This is a genomic window from Bacillus massilinigeriensis (assembly GCF_900117315.1).
In the GTDB taxonomy this organism is placed as follows: Bacteria; Bacillota; Bacilli; order Bacillales; family Cytobacillaceae; genus Bacillus_BE; species Bacillus_BE massilionigeriensis.
Genome location: NZ_LT630337.1, coordinates 3,097,790 through 3,119,994 on the forward strand (window position 1 = coordinate 3,097,790; position 22,205 = coordinate 3,119,994).

Here is a 22,205-nt window from a genome sequence, read left to right on the forward strand (position 1 = left end):
TCTTTATATTACATATAACTTTCAATAACTGACCAAGCTTTGTCTTTTCCCTCTCCAGTTTCTGAAGAGAAAACAATAATCGTATCATTTGGATCAAGATCTAATTCTTCTTTTGTAACCTTAAGATGCTTTTGCCATTTTCCCTTAGGAATTTTATCTGCCTTCGTTGCAATGACTATACATGGTATTTCATAGTGCTTAAGGAAGTCATACATCATTACATCATCATTTGAAGGTGGATGGCGCAAATCTACAATGAGCACCACTGCCTTTAATTGCTCCCTAGTGGTTAAATAGGTTTCAATCATTTTCCCCCAGGCTTCTCGTTCCTTTTTAGACACCTTCGCATACCCATATCCAGGTACATCAACGAAATGTAAAATTTCGTTAATTAAATAAAAATTTAAGGTTTGCGTCTTTCCAGGTTTTGATGATATTCTTGCTAGCCCTTTTCGATTCAGCATTTTATTAATAAACGATGATTTTCCGACATTCGATCGCCCAGCTAAGGCAAACTCCGGAATAGACGTATCAGGATATTGGTCCGGCTTGACAGCACTGATGATAATTTCTGAACTCGTTACCTTCATTTTCCGGCACCACCAATCAATGCCTCGTTTAACACCTCGTCAACATGTGAGACAAGAACAAATTGTAGCTCCTCACGTACACTTTCAGGGATATCATCAAGATCCTTTTCATTATCCTTTGGACAAATGATCTTAGTTAATCCAGCACGGTGGGCACTTAAGGTCTTTTCTTTTAAGCCCCCAATTGGCAATACTCGACCTCGTAATGTAATCTCTCCAGTCATTCCAACCTCTCTACGAATCGGCTTACCAGTTAAGGCAGAAACAAGGGCTGTAGTAATGGTTATCCCTGCAGAAGGGCCATCCTTTGGGACTGCTCCTTCTGGTACATGGATATGAATGTCATATTTTTCATGGAAATCTTCTTCAATGCCTAGCTCACGAGCTTTAGATCGAACATAGCTAAATGCGGCTTGAGCTGATTCCTTCATAACATCCCCAAGCTTACCAGTTAGAACGAGCTTACCTTTTCCAGGTGACAGAGATACCTCGATTTGAAGAGTATCCCCACCAACAGTGGTGTATGCTAGACCTGTAGCCACACCTACTTGATCCTCAAGCTCTGCCTGACCATAGCGGAAAATGGTTTTTCCTAAAAACTCCTCTAAATTTTTATCTGTTACAACAACCCGTTTCTTTTCCCCCGAAACAATAATTTTCGCTGTTTTTCGGCAAATGGCAGCGAGCTGACGCTCTAAACTCCTTACTCCAGCTTCTCTTGTATAGTAGCGAACGATTTTTTGAATAGCATCCTCGCGAACTTGTAGCATTGACTTTGAAAGGCCGTGCTCATGAAGCTGTTTTTGCAATAAGTGATCTTTAGCAATATGTATCTTTTCCAGCTCCGTATAACCGGCAATCGTAATGATTTCCATCCGATCTCTTAATGGACCTGGAATGGTTGCTAAATTATTAGCTGTGGCAATGAACATAACCTTTGATAAATCATAAGGCTCCTCAATATAATGATCACTAAAGTTATAATTTTGTTCAGGATCTAATACCTCTAACATAGCTGAGGATGGATCACCGCGAAAATCATTGGACATTTTATCGATTTCATCTAATAGAAATACAGGGTTAATCGTCCCAGCCTTTTTCATTCCTTGAATGATTCTGCCTGGCATTGCCCCAACATACGTTCTACGGTGACCTCGTATTTCTGATTCATCTCGAACCCCTCCAAGTGAAACTCGAACAAACCTTCGATTCAAGGAGGTGGCAATCGAACGTGCAAGACTTGTTTTACCAACCCCTGGAGGTCCCGCTAAGCATAAAATCGGACCCTTTAATGAGTTGGTCATTTTTTGGACAGCTAAGTATTCGAGAACGCGTTCCTTCACCTTCTCAAGACCATAATGATCCTCATTTAATATCCGTTCTGCTTTTCGAATATCCAAATCATCCTCTGTTGCATTTGACCAAGGGAGGGAGATTAGCCATTCTATGTAATTTCGAATCACAGCACTTTCAGCAGAGCTTGAAGGTACCTTTTCATACCGGTCTAATTCTTTGAATGCCGTTTTTTCAACATTTTCAGGCATACCAGCTTGTTCAATTCGCTCTGTTAGTTCACCGATTTCTCCGGTTTTTCCTTCTTTATCTCCAAGTTCCTTTTGTATGGCCTTCATTTGTTCACGCAAATAATATTCTTTTTGCGTTCTTTCCATTGATTTCTTAACACGCTGTCCAATCTTTTTCTCTAGGCTTAAGACTTCCTTTTCATTATGGATAATCTCAATAACATGGGTCATTCTTTCTTTTACATTAATTGTTTCAAGAATTTCCTGCTTTTCTTTCAGCTTCAATGGCAAATGAGAAGCAATGATATCAGCCATTCTTCCCGGCTCTTCAATATCTGTCACAGATGAATAGGTTTCGGCAGATATCTTTTTAGACATTTTTATATATTGCTCAAAATACTCAAGCATCGTCCTCATTAAGGCTTCGTCTTCAACATCCTTTGTTTCTGGATCTTCGAAGGTTTTTAAGCTGACTGCATAGTACTCTTCTTCATCATAAAAGGACACTATCTCTGCTCTTTTTAACCCTTCTACTAAAACACGAATCGTACCATTAGGAAGCTTTAACATTTGTTTCACTTTTGTTAATGTTCCCATTTTGTATATATCTTCTTCAACCGGCTCATCAATGGATACATCTATTTGAGTCGTTAAAAAAATTAAGCTGTTATCTACCATTGCCTTTTCAAGAGCTTGAACGGATTTATCTCGCCCTACGTCCAAATGAAGGACCATTGTAGGATAAACAAGTAAGCCCCGAAGCGGCAGGAGGGGAACGGTGATTTCTTCCATATTGGCCATAACTATGTACCTCCATCAGAATCTATTATCCATCTAAAAATATTTTAATCTTTGTACAAATTCTAACCCATTTAGGAAAAAGTGTCTAATATGAAAAGCGGTAGCGACCATTTATACATGACTAGACCTGAGTATATTTTTCACAAAAATAAAACCTCGGTTTGTACATATCTGCAAACCGAAGTCACCCTTGTTTCTAGTATAGTGTAGACCTATTTCTCAGCATGTTCAAATTTAAAGGTGAACGGATGCCGTGTTTACACCATAAGAGAATTTAAATACTTTCCTTCTTTTTTAATTCAACAGAAGCAGTAATGGCTTGTTCCTCGGCATATTCCTTTAATAAGGCGATTTCAAATACCTCCGATAGATGAGTAACCGGTATAATCTCGATGTCTTTTATTTCTTTTAACATGCCCTGTAAATTTTCCTTTGGAATGATCACCTTTTGGACCCCAGCCTTTTTCGCTGCCTTCACCTTTGGATATACTCCACCAATCGGCTTAACATTTCCATGTATGCTAATTTCACCAGTCATCGCAACCTTGTGGTCAATCGGATGCTTATAAATTGCTGAATATATTCCCGTAGCCATGGCAATACCCGCTGAAGGTCCGTCAATTGGGACACCCCCCGGAAAATTCACATGGATATCAAACTCATCCGCTGGGACCCCCATGGAACGGAGGACAGTGATGACATTCTCAATTGAACCCTTCGCCATACTTTTTCTGCGGATTGATTTCCCTTTATCCCCAATACTTTCTTCCTCAACAATTCCCGTAATATTGATTGAGCCTGACCCTTTTGTCGGAATCACAGTTACCTCAATTTCAAGAAGAGCACCCGTATTCGGACCATATACAGCCAGACCATTAACAAGCCCTACTGTTGACGCTTCACCTATTCTTCTTTCCATCCGAGGAGTAAGCTGACTTGAATGAATGACCCATTCGATATCCTCGTCTTTAATATAATTTCTGTCCTCTGTTATGGCGAGTCCTGCTGAAATCTGAATCATATTTACAGCCTCTCGACCATTCCGAGCATATTGAGCTAAAGTATTTAATCCAACCTCACTGATTGCTAAATTTACCTTAGCTGCTGCTTTTCGTGCAACTTTCTCAATTTCTTCTTCCGTTAATTCACGAAAAAATACTTCCATGCACCTTGATCGGATGGCTGGTGGAATCTCGCTCGGAGTTCTTGTAGTGGCTCCAATCAGTCTAAAATCAGCCGGGAGACCGTTCTTAAAAATATCATGAATATGTGAAGGAATCTGGGTATTTTCCTCACTATAATAGGCACTTTCTAAAAACACTTTACGATCCTCTAGTACTTTTAATAGCTTATTCATTTGTATCGGGTGTAATTCCCCAATTTCATCAATAAACAAAACACCACCATGCGCATTGGTTACAGCTCCCTGTTTCGGCTGAGGAATACCAGCTTGTCCCATTGCACCGGCACCTTGATAAATTGGATCGTGAACGGACCCAATTAATGGATCAGCAATTCCCCTTTCATCAAAACGCGCTGTAGTTGCATCAAGCTCTACAAAAACAGAAGAAAATTGGAAAGGGGATTTTGGATTCCTTTTCGCTTCCTCTAATACAAGTCTGGCCGCGGCCGTCTTTCCTACACCAGGGGGACCATAAATAATCACATGTTGTGGATTTGGACCGCAAAGCGCGGCTTTTAACGACTTAATGCCATCCTCTTGACCAACAATATCTGAAAATGTCATTGGACGGACTCGTTCAGATAATGGCTCTGTTAAAGAAATAGACCGCATCTTTTTCAACTGATCCATTTCTTTTTTTGATTCTCTATCAATAGAAACTTTTTGGGTACGTTGACTTTTTAATAAGTTCCAAAAGTATAGTCCAATAATGATTCCAAAAAATAACTGAACAAATAAAGCAATCCCTGTCCAACTCATTATTTATCCCTCCTGCATTTCTTCCCGTTGTTTATCTAGTATCTCCTCGTAAAGGATTGAATAAACAAAATTCCCAAAGAAATATTAGGAAGAAAAGGCTCAACCACCAATGTGGAAAGGGACAAAAAAGCTCGAGAAAGGCTTAATATTTATCCTCATTGGAGAATAAATATATAAAGCTTCTCGAGCTAGTTTTTCGTTATTTACGCTGATGTTTTACGTTCCTCTTCATCAAGTACAGTACCATCTTTCAAAATAAGCTTTGGCTCTTTGTTTTCCATTACAGTTTCTTTTGTAATGATACATTTTGAGACATCCTCCCGTGATGGTAAATCAAACATTACTTCGAGCATGATGCCTTCAATGATAGAACGTAGACCACGAGCACCTGTTTTGCGTTCTATTGCCTTTTTAGCAATTTCAATCAATGCCTCTTCTTCAAATTCAAGCTCAACTTCATCTAATTCAAGCATCTTTTGGAATTGTTTAACAAGGGCATTTTTTGGCTTAGTTAGAATTTCTACTAGAGCTTCTTCATCCAATGAAGAAAGACTAGCAATAACTGGTAGACGGCCAATAAATTCAGGAATTAACCCAAATTTCAATAGATCTTCTGGTAAAACCTTTGAAAGAAGATCCTTATCTTCTATGTCTTTTTGTTTTAATTCAGATCCAAAACCAATAACCTTTTGACCTAAACGGCGTTTAATGATAGGCTCAATTCCGTCAAATGCACCACCGCAAATGAACAAAATATTCGTTGTATCAATTTGAATGAATTCTTGATGGGGGTGTTTACGCCCACCTTGAGGAGGAACACTTGCAACAGTACCTTCCAAGATTTTTAGAAGTGCTTGTTGAACACCTTCACCAGATACATCTCTTGTTATGGAAGGGTTCTCTGATTTGCGAGCAATTTTATCAATTTCATCAATATAAATGATTCCCTTTTCTGCCTTTTCAACATCGTAATCAGCAGCTTGAATAAGCTTTAGAAGAATATTTTCCACATCTTCTCCAACATAGCCTGCTTCTGTAAGGGATGTTGCATCTGCAATGGCAAATGGTACGTTTAAGATTCTTGCCAGAGTTTGTGCTAATAAGGTTTTCCCACTACCAGTCGGTCCGATCATAGCGATATTACTCTTTGAAAGCTCAACATCATCTATTTTGCTGTTAGAATTAATCCGTTTATAGTGGTTATATACTGCTACAGACAAAGATTTCTTTGCTTCATCTTGTCCAATGACATATTCGTCAAGAATCTCGCGGATTTCTTTCGGCTTTGGCACATCCTTGAATTCAACTTCTTCCTCTGTACCAAGCTCCTCTTCCACGATTTCAGTGCATAATTCAATACATTCATCACATATATATACACCTGGTCCGGCAACTAGTTTGCGAACCTGGTCTTGTGTTTTGCCACAAAAGGAACACTTTAATTGTCCTTTCTCATCATTAAATTTAAACATATTTTCACCCCTTAGCGACTTCTATACCCTATATTTAAAACATGCAGATCTCAAGTGTAAAATTTGTCTATCAGCATATCCATATTCTTCGGTATTATGTAAATGCATTGTATCACATTTTAGCTATTTAGATGAAATAATAACTCCTAGAACATCTAATTCACTCTTGAGATCAAAAAATTAATATGTACCCATTAAGCTTAACCAAATGTCGTACAGTTAAATCGAAAATCAGCACTTTTATTATATGTATATCGGTTTGTTTCATTTTTCATTATTATTTATATGTATTTTATTTTCTGACTATTGCTAGTCCATGATAAAGGAAGGTTGGTTTTACTAGCATATGTAATATAACACCTATGTTATTACAAAAAAATTAAAGGAAATATTGTATAAAACAAGGCACGATGGAATCGCGCCTTGTCATTATTCATTATAAAAGAGGTGTTTCTACCTCAACATTTTTATGAAATGTCTAATATAATTATCTTAATTATTCAACCGTTTTGCTGTTTTCAACAAGTAGCTCAATTGATTTTCTGATACGAAGATCACCTTTTAAGCCATCTAGGTTGCCAAGAGCATTTTTGATATTATCAATAGTCATGTTGTACATTTCAGCCATTTTTTGAAGTTCTTCATTGATCTCGTCTTCAGTTGGCTCAATTCCTTCAGCCTTTGCAATTGCTTCAAGAGTTAGTGTCACGCGAACACGTTGCTCTGCTTCTTCCTTCATTTGTTCACGAAGAGCATTTTCATCTTGGCCTGAGAATTGGAAGTATAATTCCTTGTTCAAGCCTTGCATTTGTAGGCGTTGTTCGAATTCTTGAACCATGCGGTTTACTTCATTTTCAGTCATTACTTCTGGAAGATTGATTTCTGCATTTTCAGCAGCCTTTTCTACAAGGGTATCACGAACATAATGTTCTTCTTCATGCTTTTTGTCATGCTCTAAACGACCTTTAATTTTTTCTTTAAGAGCATCAAGAGTTTCTACTTCATCATCCACATCTTTAGCAAATTCATCGTCTAGCTCAGGAAGTTCTTTAGTTTTGATTTCATGAACTTTCACTTTGAATACAGCAGGTTTTCCAGCTAATTCAGGAGCATGGTATTCTTCAGGGAATGTCACTTCAACATCTTTTTCTTCCCCAGCTTTAGTTCCAACTAATTGCTCCTCGAATCCAGGAATAAATGTGCCTGTGCCTAATTCAAGTGTATAGTTGTCTGCTTGTCCGCCTTCGAATGCTTCACCATCAACGAAACCTTCGAAATCAAGAACAACAGTATCACCATTTTCAGCTGTGCCTTCTTCTCTAACAACTAACTCAGCATGTTTTTCTTGAAGAGATTTCAATTCGTTTTCAACATCTTCATCTGTTACAGTTGTATCGAATTTTTTCAATTCAAGACCTTTGTATTCGCCAAGCTTAACTTCAGGCTTAACAGTAACTTTTGCTTTGAAAATGAATGTTTTGCCTTTTTCAATTTGTTCAACATCGATTTCAGGACGATCCACTGGCTCGATTCCTGTTTCATTGATTGCATTTTCGTATGCATCTTGAAGTAAATAATCGATTGCGTCTTGGTAAAGTGATTCTACACCAAAGCGTTTTTCAAAAATACTACGAGGCATTTTTCCTTTACGGAATCCTGGTACATTTACTTGTTTTACAACTTTTTTAAATGCAGCATCTAAACCTTCGTTTACTTTCTCTGCATCTACTTCAACAGTGAGAACACCAACATTCTCTTCTACTTTTTCCCATTTTGCAGACATTAGGTACTTCCCTCCAAAAATCTATTATCAGTTTGAGATTCATAACGACATTAAGTTCGTTTATGGATATACATCCTTTTTAATATGTAAAAAAATTTACACATTGCAACCACTACATTATAACATACGATTTCCTTGTTTCAACAGGCAAGACTAAAATATCGGATAAGAAATTTTTTCTATTTTTTGTATTTCCATTAGAGCATTTTTCAAAGAATCCTCCTGTATGTCGTTTAACTCACAAAATTCTTCAAGAGATAATTCCTTTCCTAAATATTCACTTGCAGTGACATAATAAGCCATTGCCCAGAGAAAGGAATTAGGTGGATTTATTTCAAATGGATACAATATGAAAAGCTGCCTTTCCACCAATTTTTTTGTATTTTCATATAGAACTGGATCATCATTTTCAAAATGCTTTTTCAGTTCTTCTATGATAGCCAATAATTGTGGTTGGTCTTGAATGGAATGAAGCTTCATTGGATTGACCGATAATCTTTCCCCAAATTTCTCTATTTCAATTTCTTGATCGAATTGCTGGTCATGTAATATGTTGAGTAGCATCGTCTTCAAGAAAGGATTTCCTTGCTCACTAATGAGATAGGCTTTAATCTCGGTTAAGTACACTCTAATATTCCGGGTTGACAGCTCAGATAACAGTAGCATTTGTTTATATATATCTTCCTCTTCAAAAAGGCTTTGAAGGCTGATTTCGTTCTCGTCATTCGATCCGTCCTCATGCTGGTCTTGTTGATCTTCCATTTGTCTTTTGTAAAATTGCAGCATGTTCAAGAGATGAACTTGTTTTTCACTTGAGATTTCATTTTCTTCAACTAAAACTTCAATATAGGAAATCAATTCTTCATACTCATGTAGCTGAATAAGGATCATCATATATAAATCCGCTGTCTGAAAATAATCTCCAATCCCTTCCGCTAACATCTTTTTAGCTAGCAGCTTTGCCTCTTGATAATTTCCAGTTTCATAATAGGAAAGAACTAAACCTATGTATACTTCCTCATTTTCACTATCTAATTCCTTCGCTTCTTCTAGAAATTGTATCGCCTGATGGTAGTTTTTCTCTTGGAGACTTTCTACCCCCATAATCAAAAGCCTTTTTTCTAAATCGGGAAAGAGTATCACATTACCTTTCTTTTTTCGTTCCCGTCTTTTCATTTATAATGATCTCCTATCCTTTCTTAATGAAGTAAGTTTAGCATGATAAAGACGAAAAAACAAAAAAGTGTAGAAAAGGAGCCAAAACATCCTTTTGCACAATAGAAGATGCCTCTCTTTCACGCATCTATTTTCTTGTTATTAGATGTTTGGCCCCTTAATCTACGATTATTTAATGTATGGTTGTACAGTTTTCAATCATGAAATTTTAAATAGTTCTTCCTTCTCTTCGAATTTTCTAATTTCATCATCTAGTTGTATGGTGATTTCAATTTCATCCCATCCATTCATCAATAGGTTTTTCCAATATGGATGAATGGAGAATTGAGCTTTAAATCCTTCTTGATCTTCAATTGTTTGCGCTTCTAATGAAATGCTTAGGTTTATTGGTTGATCCTTCGTTTTTTCTAATAGATAATCAACTTCCTCTGGTTTCAATGCAATAGGCAAAATTCCATTTTTTAAACAGTTTTGATGAAAAATATCTGCGAAGGATGGGGCAATAACCGCTTTAAAACCATAATCTAATAATGACCATGGAGCATGCTCCCTCGAAGAACCACAACCAAAATTTTCATTTGCAATTAATATTTCTGCTCCAGCATTTTGTGGGGCATTTAATTCAAAATCAGGGTTAAGGTCTCCATTCGGAAGATATCGCCAATCAAAAAATAGATATTGACCAAATCCGGTTTTTTCAATTCTTTTAAGAAATTGTTTTGGGATAATTTGATCTGTATCAACATTTGCGCGATTTAACCCAACCGCTTTACCTTCTAATAAATTCACTCCACTCATTACAATTCCTCCTTCACACCATCTCTGCTGTCATTATTTTTCTGACATCGACAAAATGACCGTAGATTGCGGCTGCTGCTGCCATTGCCGGACTAACTAAGTGGGTTCTTGCTCCAGCTCCCTGGCGGCCTTCGAAGTTCCGATTAGAAGTTGATGCACAATGCTCTCCGCTTGGGACGATATCATTATTCATGCTTAAACACATGCTACAGCCAGAATCTCTCCATTCAAAACCAGCTTCAATGAAAATTTTATCAAGACCCTCTTCTTCAGCCTGTTTCTTGATCTTTTGAGAACCTGGAACGACTAATGCCCTAACCTTTGGATTCACCTTTTTCCCTTTTACTACTTCTGCAGCTTGACGTAAATCATCTAATCTGGAATTGGTACATGAGCCGATAAATACATGCTGAACCTCGATGTCTTCAATCTTTTGACCTTCTTTTAAACCCATATATTGAACAGCGTGTTGTAATGAGCTGATATCAATTTCCGACTGACATTCTGCTACTGTTGGAACATTATCTTCAATTTTGGCAGTCATCGATGGATTGGTTCCCCAGCTGACCATTGGAGATATATCATTTCCATCGATTTCGATTACCTTGTCGTATTCTGCATCTGAATCTGAGGCTAATTCGCCCCATTTTTGAACATATTTCTCAAACTCTTCTTCTTTCGGAGCATATTTTCTTCCTTTTAAGTAAGCGAATGTTGTCTCATCTGGACTAACTAGGCCTGCTCTAGCACCACCCTCAATGGACATATTACAAATCGTCATTCTTTCATCCATTGACAAGTTCTTTATGACATCTCCACAATATTCAATGACATAACCTGTACCAAATTTGATTCCTTCTTTGGCAATAATATAGAGGATGACATCCTTAGCTGTGACACCTTTTGCAAGCTTTCCATCGATTTGAAGCTTTAAGGTTTTTGGCTTTGTTTGCCATAGAGTTTGTGTGGCTAATACATGCTCAACCTCACTGGTACCTATTCCAAAAGCTAGTGCACCGAAAGCACCGTGAGTAGAAGTGTGGCTATCTCCGCATACAATTGTTTTTCCAGGCTGAGTTAACCCTAGTTCTGGACCTATAACATGAACAATTCCTTGATCTGGACTTTCTAAACCAGCTAACGGCACTCCAAATTCAAGACAGTTTTTCTCAAGTGTGGTCATTTGATTTAAGGCAACTGGATCATCTATTTTAAATCGATTGAAAGTCGGAACATTATGGTCCATCGTAGCAAAGGTTTTATCAGGTCTTCTTACCTTTCGACTTTTCATTCGTAAACCGGAAAATGCCTGTGGTGATGTTACTTCATGTACTAAATGAAGATCAATATATAATAAATCTGGTTTGCCCTCTTCCCTATGAACGACATGATTCTCCCATATCTTTTCAACAATTGACTTCCCCATATCCAAGCCTCCTAATTTCTCTTTATTAACCATCTAAACTATGAAGAAAAAGCTGACTCTATCGAATTTTGCACCAATATTACAGTTACCTAAAATTTATAGCACCTGTAAAAAAGAGGAACAAAACTTCACTAGTCAGCTTTAATCTTGTTTGTTACGCATAGCAATTCATGATGTTTGAAATTTCACCTTGATCTAGAATGGTCGACTTAACCTCTTGAATCATTTCGGAGGTGCTAACAACCTTCTTACCAGTTGATGAAATATCCATTGTTCTAAAACCTGCTTCTAAAACTTCATTAACTGCATGCTCAACTGCTTGTGCCTCTTTCTCTAATCCAAAGGATAATCGAAGCATCATTGCGGCAGATAGAATAGTAGCAAGTGGATTTGCTTTATTTTGTCCAGCAATATCAGGAGCTGAACCGTGAATAGGTTCATATAAATATGGTCCATCTTGTGAGATACTTGCAGATGGAAGCATTCCTAGTGAGCCTGTTAAAACAGATGCTTCATCACTTAAAATATCACCAAACATATTTTCTGTTACAACAACATCAAACTTCTTCGGATTTTTAATCATTTGCATTGCAGCGTTATCTACTAGCATGTGTTCAAGTTCAACATCAGGATACTTAGTTGCGATTTCTTCTGAGACCTCTCTCCACATTCTGCTTGATTCTAATACATTCGCTTTATCAACTGATGTAACTTTTTTCTTGCGCTTGCTAGCCAATTGGAAAGCTAAATCAATGACTCGATACATTTCGTATCTTTGGTAGAATAATGTATCAACCACTGCATCCTTTCCGTCCTGCTTAGTCCGCTCACTTGGTTTTCCAAAATATAATCCACCAGTGAGTTCCCGCACCATAAGCATGTCGACGTCCTGGATATATTCTTTTCGAAGTGGAGATGATTCTTCAAGACTAGGATAATATTTAGTTGGTCTTAAATTTGCATAAAGATCTAATTCCTTACGAATCTTCAACAAACCTTGCTCGGGACGTAAATGTACAGGAATACGGTCCCATTTTGTTCCACCAACTGCCCCTAAAAGAACTGCGTCACTTTCCTTGCATAATTTAATCGTTTCATCTGGAAGTGGAGTGCCTTCTGCATCATAGGCTGATCCACCAATTTTTCCATAGATGAAATAGAACTGATGATTAAATCTTTCTCCAATCGCTTTCAGAACGTCGATTGCTCCTTGTGTTACCTCTTGACCAATTCCATCTCCAGATAAAACTGCAATCTGTTTTTTCATTCTTTTCACTCCGTTCTTTGTCAAAGCTCCATCTCCACCTCAGAAAGAGCTCTTATTATGCTAATTAACTCTGTAAAACTGTGGGATTTTTTTCGTTCATGTATATCACTCGATTAATGGCATTTAGGTAGGCTCTTGCGGATGCCTCCAACACGTCTTGTGCTAATCCCCTGCCACTTGTCGCTGTTCCTGCATACTCAAGCTTGACAAAAACCTGTGCCAAGGCGTCTCTACCAGCACCAACCGATTGAATTCGATAATCTTTTAAATGAACCTTTTCATTTATGCATTTTTCTAAAGTGTTATAAAGGGCTTCGATACTTCCTGAGCCTGTAGCGGCCTCTTGAATTACCTCATTATTTCTTCCTGAAAGAGTAACAGTTGCCGTAGGAACATTATTCGTTCCATATTGGACCTGTAATTGTGTCAAATCAAAGAATTTCTTTTCCTTCGATAGCTTCTCTTCCAGAACAATTGCCACTAAATCATCATCCGTCATTTCCTTTTTACGATCAGCTAAGTCTTTAAAGACGGCAAAAAGTTTACTTATTTCACTTTCTTCGACGGTTAGCCCGATTTCTTCTAATCTATTTTTGAAAGCGTGTCGACCTGAGTGTTTCCCTAGAACCAATGAGTTTTCTTGATAGCCAACTAATTCAGGTGAAATAATTTCATAGGTTGTTTTTTCTTTTAATACTCCGTCCTGATGAATACCCGATTCATGAGCAAAGGCATTTCTACCCACGACCGCTTTATTTGCTGGTACCACCATTCCTGTTAATCTACTAACAAGATTGCTTGATCGGCTGATTTCTTTTAGTTTCAGTCGGGTCTCAGCCTGATAATAGTCTTGTCTTGTGTATAGAGCGACAGCAAACTCCTCTAATGCGGCATTGCCTGCTCTTTCACCGATTCCATTAATCGTCCCTTCAACTTGTGTCGCACCGTTTTCTACCGCTGCAAGGGAATTGGCGATTGCCATCCCTAAGTCATCATGGCAATGAGTGGACAATGAAACTTTATCAATAGAGGGAACATTATTTTTTAAATATTGGAAAATTTCTCCGTACTCTTTTGGCGTTGTGTATCCAACTGTATCAGGAATATTAATGACATTTGCTCCAGCTTGAATGACAGCCTCTACAATACTTGCTAAGAATGGGAGCTCTGTTCGTGTAGCATCCTCAGCAGACCATTGAATAATCGGAAACTTTTTCGCCGCATATTTAACCATTTCTACTGAAGTATTTAAGACTTCTTCTTTAGACATTTTCAGCTTATATTCACGGTGAATGGGAGATGTTGCGATAAATACATGTAATCTTGGTTCCGCTCCATTCTTTAGAGCCTCCCAAGCCGTATCAATGTCGGTATAGACTGAGCGTGCTAGCCCAGTCACCGAACAATTTCTGATTGCATTTGCGATTTGCTGTACCGAGGAAAAATCCCCTTTAGAGGCAGCTGGAAAACCTGCCTCTATGATATCCACATTAAGTCTTTCGAGCTGTTTAGCTATTTCAAACTTTTCGGTAAAATTGAGATTGACTCCAGCTGACTGCTCTCCGTCTCTTAATGTCGTATCAAATATTTTAATTTTGCGCACTACCCACCACTTCTTTCTTTCTGTCTTTATTGACAAAAGGCATCATGGCGCGCAATTCTTTTCCTACTTTTTCAATTGGATGTTGTTTTTCATTTTCATTAATTGCATTGAAAACCGGTCTATTAGCTTGGTTTTCTAGAATCCAACCTTTAGCAAACTGACCTTCTTGAATATCTTTAAGAACAGCCTTCATTTCTTCTTTAACAGCAGCATTGACTACTCTTGGACCACTAACAAAGTCGCCCCATTGTGCTGTGTCAGAAATTGAATAGCGCATTCTTTCTAATCCACCTTCGTAAATTAAGTCAACGATTAGCTTCATTTCATGTAAACACTCAAAATAAGCCAATTCTGGTTGATATCCAGCTTCAGTTAGAGTTTCAAAACCAGCTTTGATTAATGAAGTTAGACCTCCACATAATACAGCTTGTTCTCCAAATAGGTCAGTTTCAGTTTCTTCTTTAAAGGTTGTTTCTAGAGCTCCAGCACGTAATGCTCCAATGGCATAGGCATAGGCTAATGCTAATTCTCTTGCTTCACCTGTTACATCCTGATAGATGGCAAATAACGCTGGTACCCCTGCACCTTCTTGATAAGTTCTTCTTACTAAATGTCCAGGACCTTTTGGTGCAACAAGTAAAACATCACTTGTTTTTGGTGCAACAATTTGATGGAAATGGATATTAAATCCGTGAGCAAACATTAATGCTTGATTGGTTAGGTTTGGAGCAATTTCTTCATTATATACTTTTGGTTGAAGCTCATCAGGTAATAGAATCATTACTACATCAGCTTTTGCAGTTGCTTCGCCAACAGAATATACTTCAAATCCATCCTCCACTGCTTTATCCCAAGATTTACCTTGTCTAAGACCAATAACTACATTTACTCCACTTTCTCTCATATTTTGGGCATGCGCATGACCTTGTGATCCGTATCCGATAACTGCTACCGTTTTCCCATTAAAATATGATTGATTTGCGTCTCCGTTATAATACATTTTTGCCATGATTAATACTCCCTTTCGTTACTGAAATTAAACAATAGAAAATGATTTAGATTGATTGTTACTTGCTCTTTGTGTTCCACGTTGGAATGCAGTTGTACCAGTTCGTGCCAGTTCCTTAATTCCATATGGTCTTATTAACTCGATAAAAGCTTCGATTTTATCAGATTCACCTGTAATTTGAATACTAATACTATCCTTGCTGACATCGACGATAGATGCTCTAAAAGGTTCAATTAAAGAATAGATTTCATTTCTTGTGCTCGCAGTAGTTAATACTTTTATTAACGCTAATTCCCTGGCAACAATAGATTGCTCGGTAATATCTGTTACTTTAATTACGTCAACTTGCTTGTTAAGCTGCTTTGTAATCTGTTCAATTATTTGGTCATTATCAACATTCACGACGCAAGTAATTCTTGAAACCCCTTCCTGTTCAGAATGACCAACGGTAATGCTTTCAATATTATAATTTCTTTTTGAAAACAAATTGGTCATTCGATTGAGGACCCCTGGACGATTCATTACAGTTAATGTAATTATTCGTTTCATTCTTCTACACCCACCATTTCATGTAATCCTTTGCCTGGTGCAACCATTGGGTATACATTTTCATCTGGATTAATTCTAAAATCCAAAAGAACAGGTTCACGATTGTTTAATACCTCATTGAGAATGGTTTCAGCTTCCTTTTCATGATGAATTTCATAGCCTTTGATTCCAAAAGCCTCCGCAATTTTTACAAAGGATGGTTGAACAGGATTCTTACTATGTGAATATCTTGCATCATAGAATAATTCCTGCCATTGTCTAACCATTCCAAGAGCCTTGTTATTAAGGATGATAATCTTGATTGGAAGATTATACTCTTTAATGACAGCAAGCTCTTGAGTACACATTTGGAAGCCGCCATCTCCATTAATGGATAACACAATTGAATCTGGGTCAGCGAAGCTAGCTCCAATACTTGCTGGTAAGCCAAATCCCATCGTACCAAGGCCTCCTGATGTTGCCCATCGATTGGCATTTGAAAATTTATAATACTGTGCTGCCCACATTTGATGCTGACCAACATCAGTAACAACAATTGCTTCACCATTTGTTTTTTCGTAAAGCATTTCTAGTACTTTTTGCGGCTTTAATTGTTCAGAGTTTTCATAGCGATATGGGTTCTTTTCATTCCATTTTTGAACGGTTTCCACCCACTCTTTGTGCAATGGTGGCTTTCCGTCTTGAGCAATAAGCTGCTTCAAGGTTTCCTTCGCATCAGCCACGACTGGGATTTGTGTTGGAACGTTTTTCCCAATCTCTGCTGGATCAATATCAATATGCGCAACTGTTGCATTTGGAGCAAAATGTTCTAAATTTCCTGTAAGACGGTCATCAAATCTTGCACCAATATTGATGAGTAAGTCACATTCATACAATGCCATATTCGCTGCATAACAGCCATGCATGCCAGCCATTCCAATAAAAAGCTCATGTTCAGCAGGAAAGCCTCCAAGACCTAGCAAGGTATGAGTAACAGGAATTTGCTGTTGCTCTGCATATTCCTTAAGCTCCTTTGAAGCATTGGCATGAAGAATACCTGCCCCTGCTAAAATAACTGGGCGTTTTGCGCTGCTTACTGCCTCTGTTAGCTTTCTAATTTGTAGGTAGTTTGGATGCACATTTGGTTGATAACCAGGAAGATTAATTTCTTGCTCTTCAGGTCGTTCAGAGATTCCAGAAGCGATATCCTTAGGTAAATCAATTAATACTGGTCCTGGTCTTCCACTTGAAGCAATATAAAAAGCCTCTTTAACAATTCGTGGAATATCCGCAATATTGCGAACTTGATAGTTATATTTTGTTATCGGCGTTGTAATTCCAAGAACATCTGCTTCTTGAAAAGCATCCGTGCCAATTACTCCAGTCGCCACCTGGCCAGTAAATACAACTAATGGCAATGAATCAATCATCGCATCAGTTAGACCAGTCACGATGTTGGTTGCACCCGGACCAGATGTTGCAATAACCACTCCCGTTTTACCAGAGATTCTTGCATAACCTTCAGCTGCGTGGATGCCCCCTTGTTCATGTCGAGGTAAGACGTGAAGAATTTTAGAATCATAGATTTTATCATAAAGTGGTAAGACAGCTCCACCCGGATAGCCAAATATGACTTCGACATTTTCCCTTTCTAATGCTTCTAATAAAAGTTCTGCACCAGTAATCGATCGGTTTTCAGCCTTTGTTTCCGTAAAGGCGGCTTCTTGCAACATGAATAATTGACCTCCCTTAATGGTTGTTTAATTATAAATAAAAAAGCCCTCTCATCTCCAAATACCTATCTATATAAGGCATAAGGGATGAAAAGGCTTATTAAACCAATCCACGGTACCACCCTTGTTCACACATGAAACGTGTGCACTTTTGATCATGTAGCTGATCATTTTGATAACGAGTGCGGGCACTCGACTAACTCTACTCAAGTTTCAAATTAGTGCTCAGAGGTGAGTTCATCTTAAGTTCAAATCACCGGTTCCCAGCAAATCCCGGCTCTCTGTAGATCTAAACAAAAAACTACTTATCCTCGTCAACGCTTTTTAATATTAATCTTTAAATGTTCATCAAGACCTTAAAAAAATAGAGAGAACAAACACTATTTTTACTTTAGAAGGAAAGAAGTTATGGAGTGTTGTTTTCTTTATTTGAGGATTATCTTACGCTGATTTCGTATGAGAGTCAACACCATTTTCAAGAATTATTTGATAATTTAGATTAATAAATCAAGCTGTAATCGCTTACAATGTTGGTGCAATCGACGTTTTTCAAATTATTAATTTTTTTTGAATTTTTCTAAATCCTCCTATGATCTTAAGAAATCCAGTTAGGGATTGACTGCTATATGAGGATTAAGGATTAAAAAGATCGTGAAAAGAAGAGGAAAAACAAAAAAACTCACTATTTAAGTGAGTTAACTTTAAAGGTATGTAGTATAGATGGCGTCCCAGGAGAGATTCGAACTCCCGACCGTACGCTTAGAAGGCGTATGCTCTATCCAGCTGAGCTACTGGGACTTATTAATAATATATATTTAATTTTTACTACCACATTTTGGGGTACGTCCTAATCTCAGAAAGATTATTCAAGCAGTGGCTCGATTAGTACGCTGTTGCTTATTCGAGGAAGATTATTCGAACGTGCTCTATCCAGCTGAGCTACTGGGACAACTTAATAATATCTATTTAATTTTTATTAACACATTTCGGGGTACGTCCTAATCTCAGAAAGATTATTCAAGCAGTGGCTCGATTAGTACGCTGTTGCTTATTCGAGGAAGCTTATTCGAACGTGCTCTATCCAGCTGAGCTACTGGGACTTATTAATAATATATATTTAATTTTTACTACCACATTTCGGGGTACGTCCTAATCTCAGAAAGATTATTCAAGCAGTGGTTCGATTAGTACGCTGTTGCTTATTCGGAGAAGCTTATTCGAACGTGCTCTATCCAGCTGAGCTACTGGGACAACTTAATAATATATGTCGTTCCTTTTTTCAAAGACATTTTTTATTATAGGTGGATAGCTTACAAAAGTCAATAACTATAAATCATTTTCTTAAGAAAATATTTGTAAGAGGATGAATTAACCCTCTTACAAATATTATAGACAATAATCCACTTTTTTTAAAGTGTAAAGCTTTGCCTTAATTCCTCTAATTCTCCACTATCGAAATCATACACCCGTAAATCGAGACTTGTCTTTTGGATATCAAGAATCATATACGTTCTTTCTCGACGTCCTCTTGGCAAACTAATACTTCCGGGGTTAAGAAAGAGGATCCCCTTATTCATTTCAGCCCCGACAATATGGGAATGACCAAAGCAAACAATTTTAGCATCAAGCTCTTTTGCACGATATAGAAGACTCATGAGAGAAGACTTCACAGAGTATCTATGTCCATGAGTTATGAAAATATTTAGGCCCTCGTAGGTTTCAAGAATATCATTAGGAAATTTCGACTCATAATCACAATTACCTCTAACAATGAGAAATTTATCCACTTGCTTGTCATCCGCAAAAAGCTCTGAATCACCACAATGAATCATCAAATCAACTTCATCTTTATATGTCTCTTTAAGTTTCTCTAATTCATTCGTTAATCCATGGCTATCACTGACAATAAGAATTTTCCCCATACATTCTCACCCTTTAAATTCTGTTAAAAAAACTCTTTTTAGCTCTTTTAATGCATTTGCACGATGACTAATCTGATTTTTTTCCTCAGGTGCTAATTCTGCCATTGATTTTCCTTCTTCAATGACATAAAAAATTGGATCGTAACCAAAACCATTTGTTCCTCTTCGTTCTTTTAAGATAAGACCTTCACAAGTTCCGTGCACTGTAAATGTGCTTTGACCTGGGACAGCAACGGCAAGGGCACAATAAAAACGTGCAGTACGATCCCTTTCTGACACTTCTTCTAGTTCGGCTAATACTTTGTCGATATTTTTTTCGTCATTTTTCTCTTCTCCTGCATATCTGGCAGAAAAAATTCCCGGTCTTCCATCTAAAGCATCTATCACGATCCCTGAGTCATCAGCTATAGCCATTTTTCCTAAAGCACTTGAAATACTCTCCGCTTTAAGGATTGCATTTTCCTCAAATGTCTTTCCCGTTTCTTCGACATCTTCTATTTCTGGGTAATCAAGTAAAGTTTTCACCTGAAATCCTAGGGGCTCCAGCATTTGTACAAATTCTTTTGCTTTCCCCGGATTTTTCGTTGCAATGATGACTTCTTTCATTTTTAAAAATTTCCCCTTTATTTTTTCATTATTTTTCTAACAATCTCTTCTCCTAATGCTTCCTTTTGTTTTTCAAAAAGGTTCATAATTCCCTCTTGAGAAATACTCAAGAGATCTTGAAGCTGCTGATAAGAAAATGTCGCTTCTTCTCCAGTTCCTTGTAGCTCAACAAATTCTCCATTTCCTGTCATCACAACATTCATATCCACTTTTGCTTGGGAATCCTCTACATAGTTCAAATCTAATACAACACTGTCATCTTCTAAAATACCGACACTCGTTGCCGCCAAGAAGTCTTTAATTGGATATTTTGAAAGTTTTTTCGTTGAATAAAGCTTCTCAAGAGCTATAGCCATGGCAACAAAAGCGCCTGTGATTGATGCTGTTCTTGTGCCCCCATCTGCTTGGATTACATCACAATCAAGCCAAATCGTACGCTCTCCAATGGCTTCTAAATCCACTGCTGAGCGCAATGCCCTTCCAATTAAACGTTGTATTTCCATTGTTCTTCCAGTGATTTTCCCTTTGGAAGATTCACGAATATTTCTCTGCTCTGTGGCCCTTGGAAGCATCGAATATTCCGCTGTAATCCATCCTTTCCCTTCACCACGCATAAAAGGGGGTACTCTTTCGTCAATACTGGCTGCACAAATAACTTTTGTGTCTCCTACTGTAATTAGTACTGATCCTTCAGGATGTTTAATATAACCAGTTTCAATATGTATGGGCCTTAATTGTTGCGGTTCTCTTCCATCAAAACGCATAATGATTCCTCCTTAGTCTTACAAAAACCTCTCAGAACAATCGTAAATATTATACTTCAAACAAGAAAGAAGAGCTGGCAAAATGCCAACCCCTTTTCGAAGTCTATTCTATAGTATATCAAAAAATTTTTTTTAAAAACTACCTGTATTCACATTTTCCGGTCTTGTTACAGGCTTGGTGAGTTTTTCCCCCTTCTCATTGAGAAGATCTGTTTTTCCATTGACAGTAAGGGCTACACTTTCAATTCCTTTTTGTTCTGTTAAAGATAACACCAAGGATTCTAATAAATGCTGTGAAACCTTTTTCTTATCTAAGCTATTTACAATGGATTCATTAAAGTTTAAAGTTACTTTCCCGTTTTCTACTTTTGGTTCATCTAAAAGTCTAGCTTCTTCTGAGAAGTCGGATACTAGTTTTGAAGTATAACTAGGTCCTTTAATAAGCTCGTCTACTGCCGCTTGAATATTATTGTCGACTTTATTGCTCACACGACGAGTAACAGGGACATAATAGTATGAATCATCTTCCTCTCCTAAATAATAAACAGTCACCGCCCTTGTATTGGTAATATCCAATACATCTGTCGTATCGATGTTGATCCCATTTGCCCTTGTTAATCCATCTTTGATTGGAGTTTTATTCACAGGCATTTCTTTTAATGCGTATCCATTTAGCTGAAGCTTTACCTTGTCAACGGAATCAAATTGAGTCAAAGTCCAAGTGATGGATTGTAAGATTTTCAATTCATCCTCTTTCTTATAATTCTTGAATTCTTTAGAAAGATTCACTGTAGCTACTTTATCTTTTTTATCAATATCCACGCTCACGTTGGTTTCAGCAGGAATAACAGCTTTAAAACCATTAGGTAACATATCCGTTACTGGTCCACCTTGAACTAAATATTCCAAAGCTTGTTTCGCCACAGAATTTGTTTTTGGTAAGTCTAGGGTTTGTGGTACAACGTAGCCATTTTTATCCACAAGATAAAGCTCTGTTTTTAAGGTGTTCTCAGCAGCCACATTTTGATCTTTGTTTTCCTTTTCAGCTGTTCCTTCCTCTGTGCTTATTTTTGAAGTATCATCTGTCAATGATTCTTCCTTAGGTGGGTCAATCTTTTGCTTCCACTCAAAGTCTAATAAGCCACACCCAGACAAGAGAAGCGATGAAATCATGACTGACGACACAATCATTGATTTTTTATTTTTAAACATTTTTATCCCTCCAAAGACAGTTTGTACTACCATGTATACGAGCCTATTTG

The 22,205-nt window shown here is 37.6% G+C and carries 17 protein-coding genes, 1 tRNA gene and 1 other annotated feature; all 18 genes read right to left on the bottom strand.

The annotated features are described in order from the left end of the window. Positions 1-8: 8 nt before the first annotated feature. Positions 9-590: a ribosome biogenesis GTP-binding protein YihA/YsxC gene (gene yihA, locus BQ6100_RS15465; RefSeq protein WP_075982480.1), complete on the bottom strand. Its 582-nt coding sequence runs from the start codon at positions 588-590 to the stop codon at positions 9-11. Further along, on the bottom strand, positions 587-2,914 hold the full coding sequence (gene lon, locus BQ6100_RS15470) for an endopeptidase La (protein ID WP_075982481.1): 2,328 nt from the start codon (positions 2,912-2,914) through the stop codon (positions 587-589). The genes yihA and lon overlap by 4 nt, the downstream gene beginning before the upstream one ends. A gap of 274 nt (positions 2,915-3,188) precedes the next feature. Then, on the bottom strand, positions 3,189-4,856 hold the full coding sequence (gene lonB, locus BQ6100_RS15475; protein WP_075982482.1) for an ATP-dependent protease LonB: 1,668 nt from the start codon (positions 4,854-4,856) through the stop codon (positions 3,189-3,191). Between the two features lie 203 nt (positions 4,857-5,059). Beyond that, positions 5,060-6,328: an ATP-dependent protease ATP-binding subunit ClpX gene (clpX, locus tag BQ6100_RS15480; RefSeq protein WP_075982483.1), complete on the bottom strand. Its 1,269-nt coding sequence runs from the start codon at positions 6,326-6,328 to the stop codon at positions 5,060-5,062. Positions 6,329-6,824: 496 nt separating this feature from the next. After that, the gene (tig, locus tag BQ6100_RS15485) at positions 6,825-8,111 is read right to left on the bottom strand and encodes a trigger factor (RefSeq protein ID WP_075982484.1); all 1,287 of its coding nucleotides are present in this window, start codon (positions 8,109-8,111) and stop codon (positions 6,825-6,827) included. 153 nt (positions 8,112-8,264) lie between these two features. After that, entirely contained in the window at positions 8,265-9,287 is a 1,023-nt protein-coding gene (locus BQ6100_RS15490; protein ID WP_075982485.1) for a tetratricopeptide repeat protein, read from the bottom strand. A 198-nt stretch (positions 9,288-9,485) separates the two neighbouring features. After that, complete coding sequence (gene leuD, locus BQ6100_RS15495; protein ID WP_075982486.1) at positions 9,486-10,085, bottom strand: 3-isopropylmalate dehydratase small subunit; 600 nt, start codon at positions 10,083-10,085, stop codon at positions 9,486-9,488. 13 nt (positions 10,086-10,098) lie between these two features. Further along, on the bottom strand, positions 10,099-11,511 hold the full coding sequence (gene leuC, locus BQ6100_RS15500) for a 3-isopropylmalate dehydratase large subunit (protein ID WP_075982487.1): 1,413 nt from the start codon (positions 11,509-11,511) through the stop codon (positions 10,099-10,101). 154 nt (positions 11,512-11,665) lie between these two features. After that, complete coding sequence (gene leuB, locus BQ6100_RS15505; protein ID WP_075983597.1) at positions 11,666-12,778, bottom strand: 3-isopropylmalate dehydrogenase; 1,113 nt, start codon at positions 12,776-12,778, stop codon at positions 11,666-11,668. Between the two features lie 64 nt (positions 12,779-12,842). Then, complete coding sequence (locus BQ6100_RS15510) at positions 12,843-14,381, bottom strand: 2-isopropylmalate synthase (RefSeq protein ID WP_235816534.1); 1,539 nt, start codon at positions 14,379-14,381, stop codon at positions 12,843-12,845. Next, positions 14,368-15,390 (bottom strand): ketol-acid reductoisomerase, encoded by a 1,023-nt coding sequence (gene ilvC / locus BQ6100_RS15515; RefSeq protein WP_075982488.1) that lies wholly within the window; start codon positions 15,388-15,390, stop codon positions 14,368-14,370. The genes BQ6100_RS15510 and ilvC overlap by 14 nt, the downstream gene beginning before the upstream one ends. Before the next feature lie 27 nt (positions 15,391-15,417). After that, positions 15,418-15,939 carry an acetolactate synthase small subunit gene (gene ilvN, locus BQ6100_RS15520; RefSeq protein ID WP_075982489.1) on the bottom strand — a complete coding sequence of 174 codons (522 nt, stop codon included), beginning with the start codon at positions 15,937-15,939 and terminating at the stop codon, positions 15,418-15,420. Then, positions 15,936-17,651, bottom strand: coding sequence for an acetolactate synthase large subunit (ilvB, locus tag BQ6100_RS15525; RefSeq protein ID WP_075982490.1), 1,716 nt, complete (start codon positions 17,649-17,651; stop codon positions 15,936-15,938). The genes ilvN and ilvB overlap by 4 nt, the downstream gene beginning before the upstream one ends. Positions 17,652-17,731: 80 nt before the next feature. Beyond that, positions 17,732-17,978 (bottom strand) — a binding site (T-box leader). A 394-nt stretch (positions 17,979-18,372) separates the two neighbouring features. Beyond that, positions 18,373-18,449, bottom strand: a tRNA-Arg gene (locus BQ6100_RS15530). Between the two features lie 611 nt (positions 18,450-19,060). After that, complete coding sequence (locus BQ6100_RS15535) at positions 19,061-19,573, bottom strand: metallophosphoesterase (RefSeq protein ID WP_075982491.1); 513 nt, start codon at positions 19,571-19,573, stop codon at positions 19,061-19,063. A 6-nt stretch (positions 19,574-19,579) separates the two neighbouring features. Then, complete coding sequence (locus tag BQ6100_RS15540) at positions 19,580-20,179, bottom strand: XTP/dITP diphosphatase (RefSeq protein ID WP_075982492.1); 600 nt, start codon at positions 20,177-20,179, stop codon at positions 19,580-19,582. Between the two features lie 17 nt (positions 20,180-20,196). Then, entirely contained in the window at positions 20,197-20,943 is a 747-nt protein-coding gene (rph, locus tag BQ6100_RS15545) for a ribonuclease PH (protein ID WP_075982493.1), read from the bottom strand. A 132-nt stretch (positions 20,944-21,075) separates the two neighbouring features. Next, entirely contained in the window at positions 21,076-22,155 is a 1,080-nt protein-coding gene (locus tag BQ6100_RS15550; RefSeq protein WP_075982494.1) for a GerMN domain-containing protein, read from the bottom strand. Between the last annotated feature and the right edge of the window lie 50 nt (positions 22,156-22,205).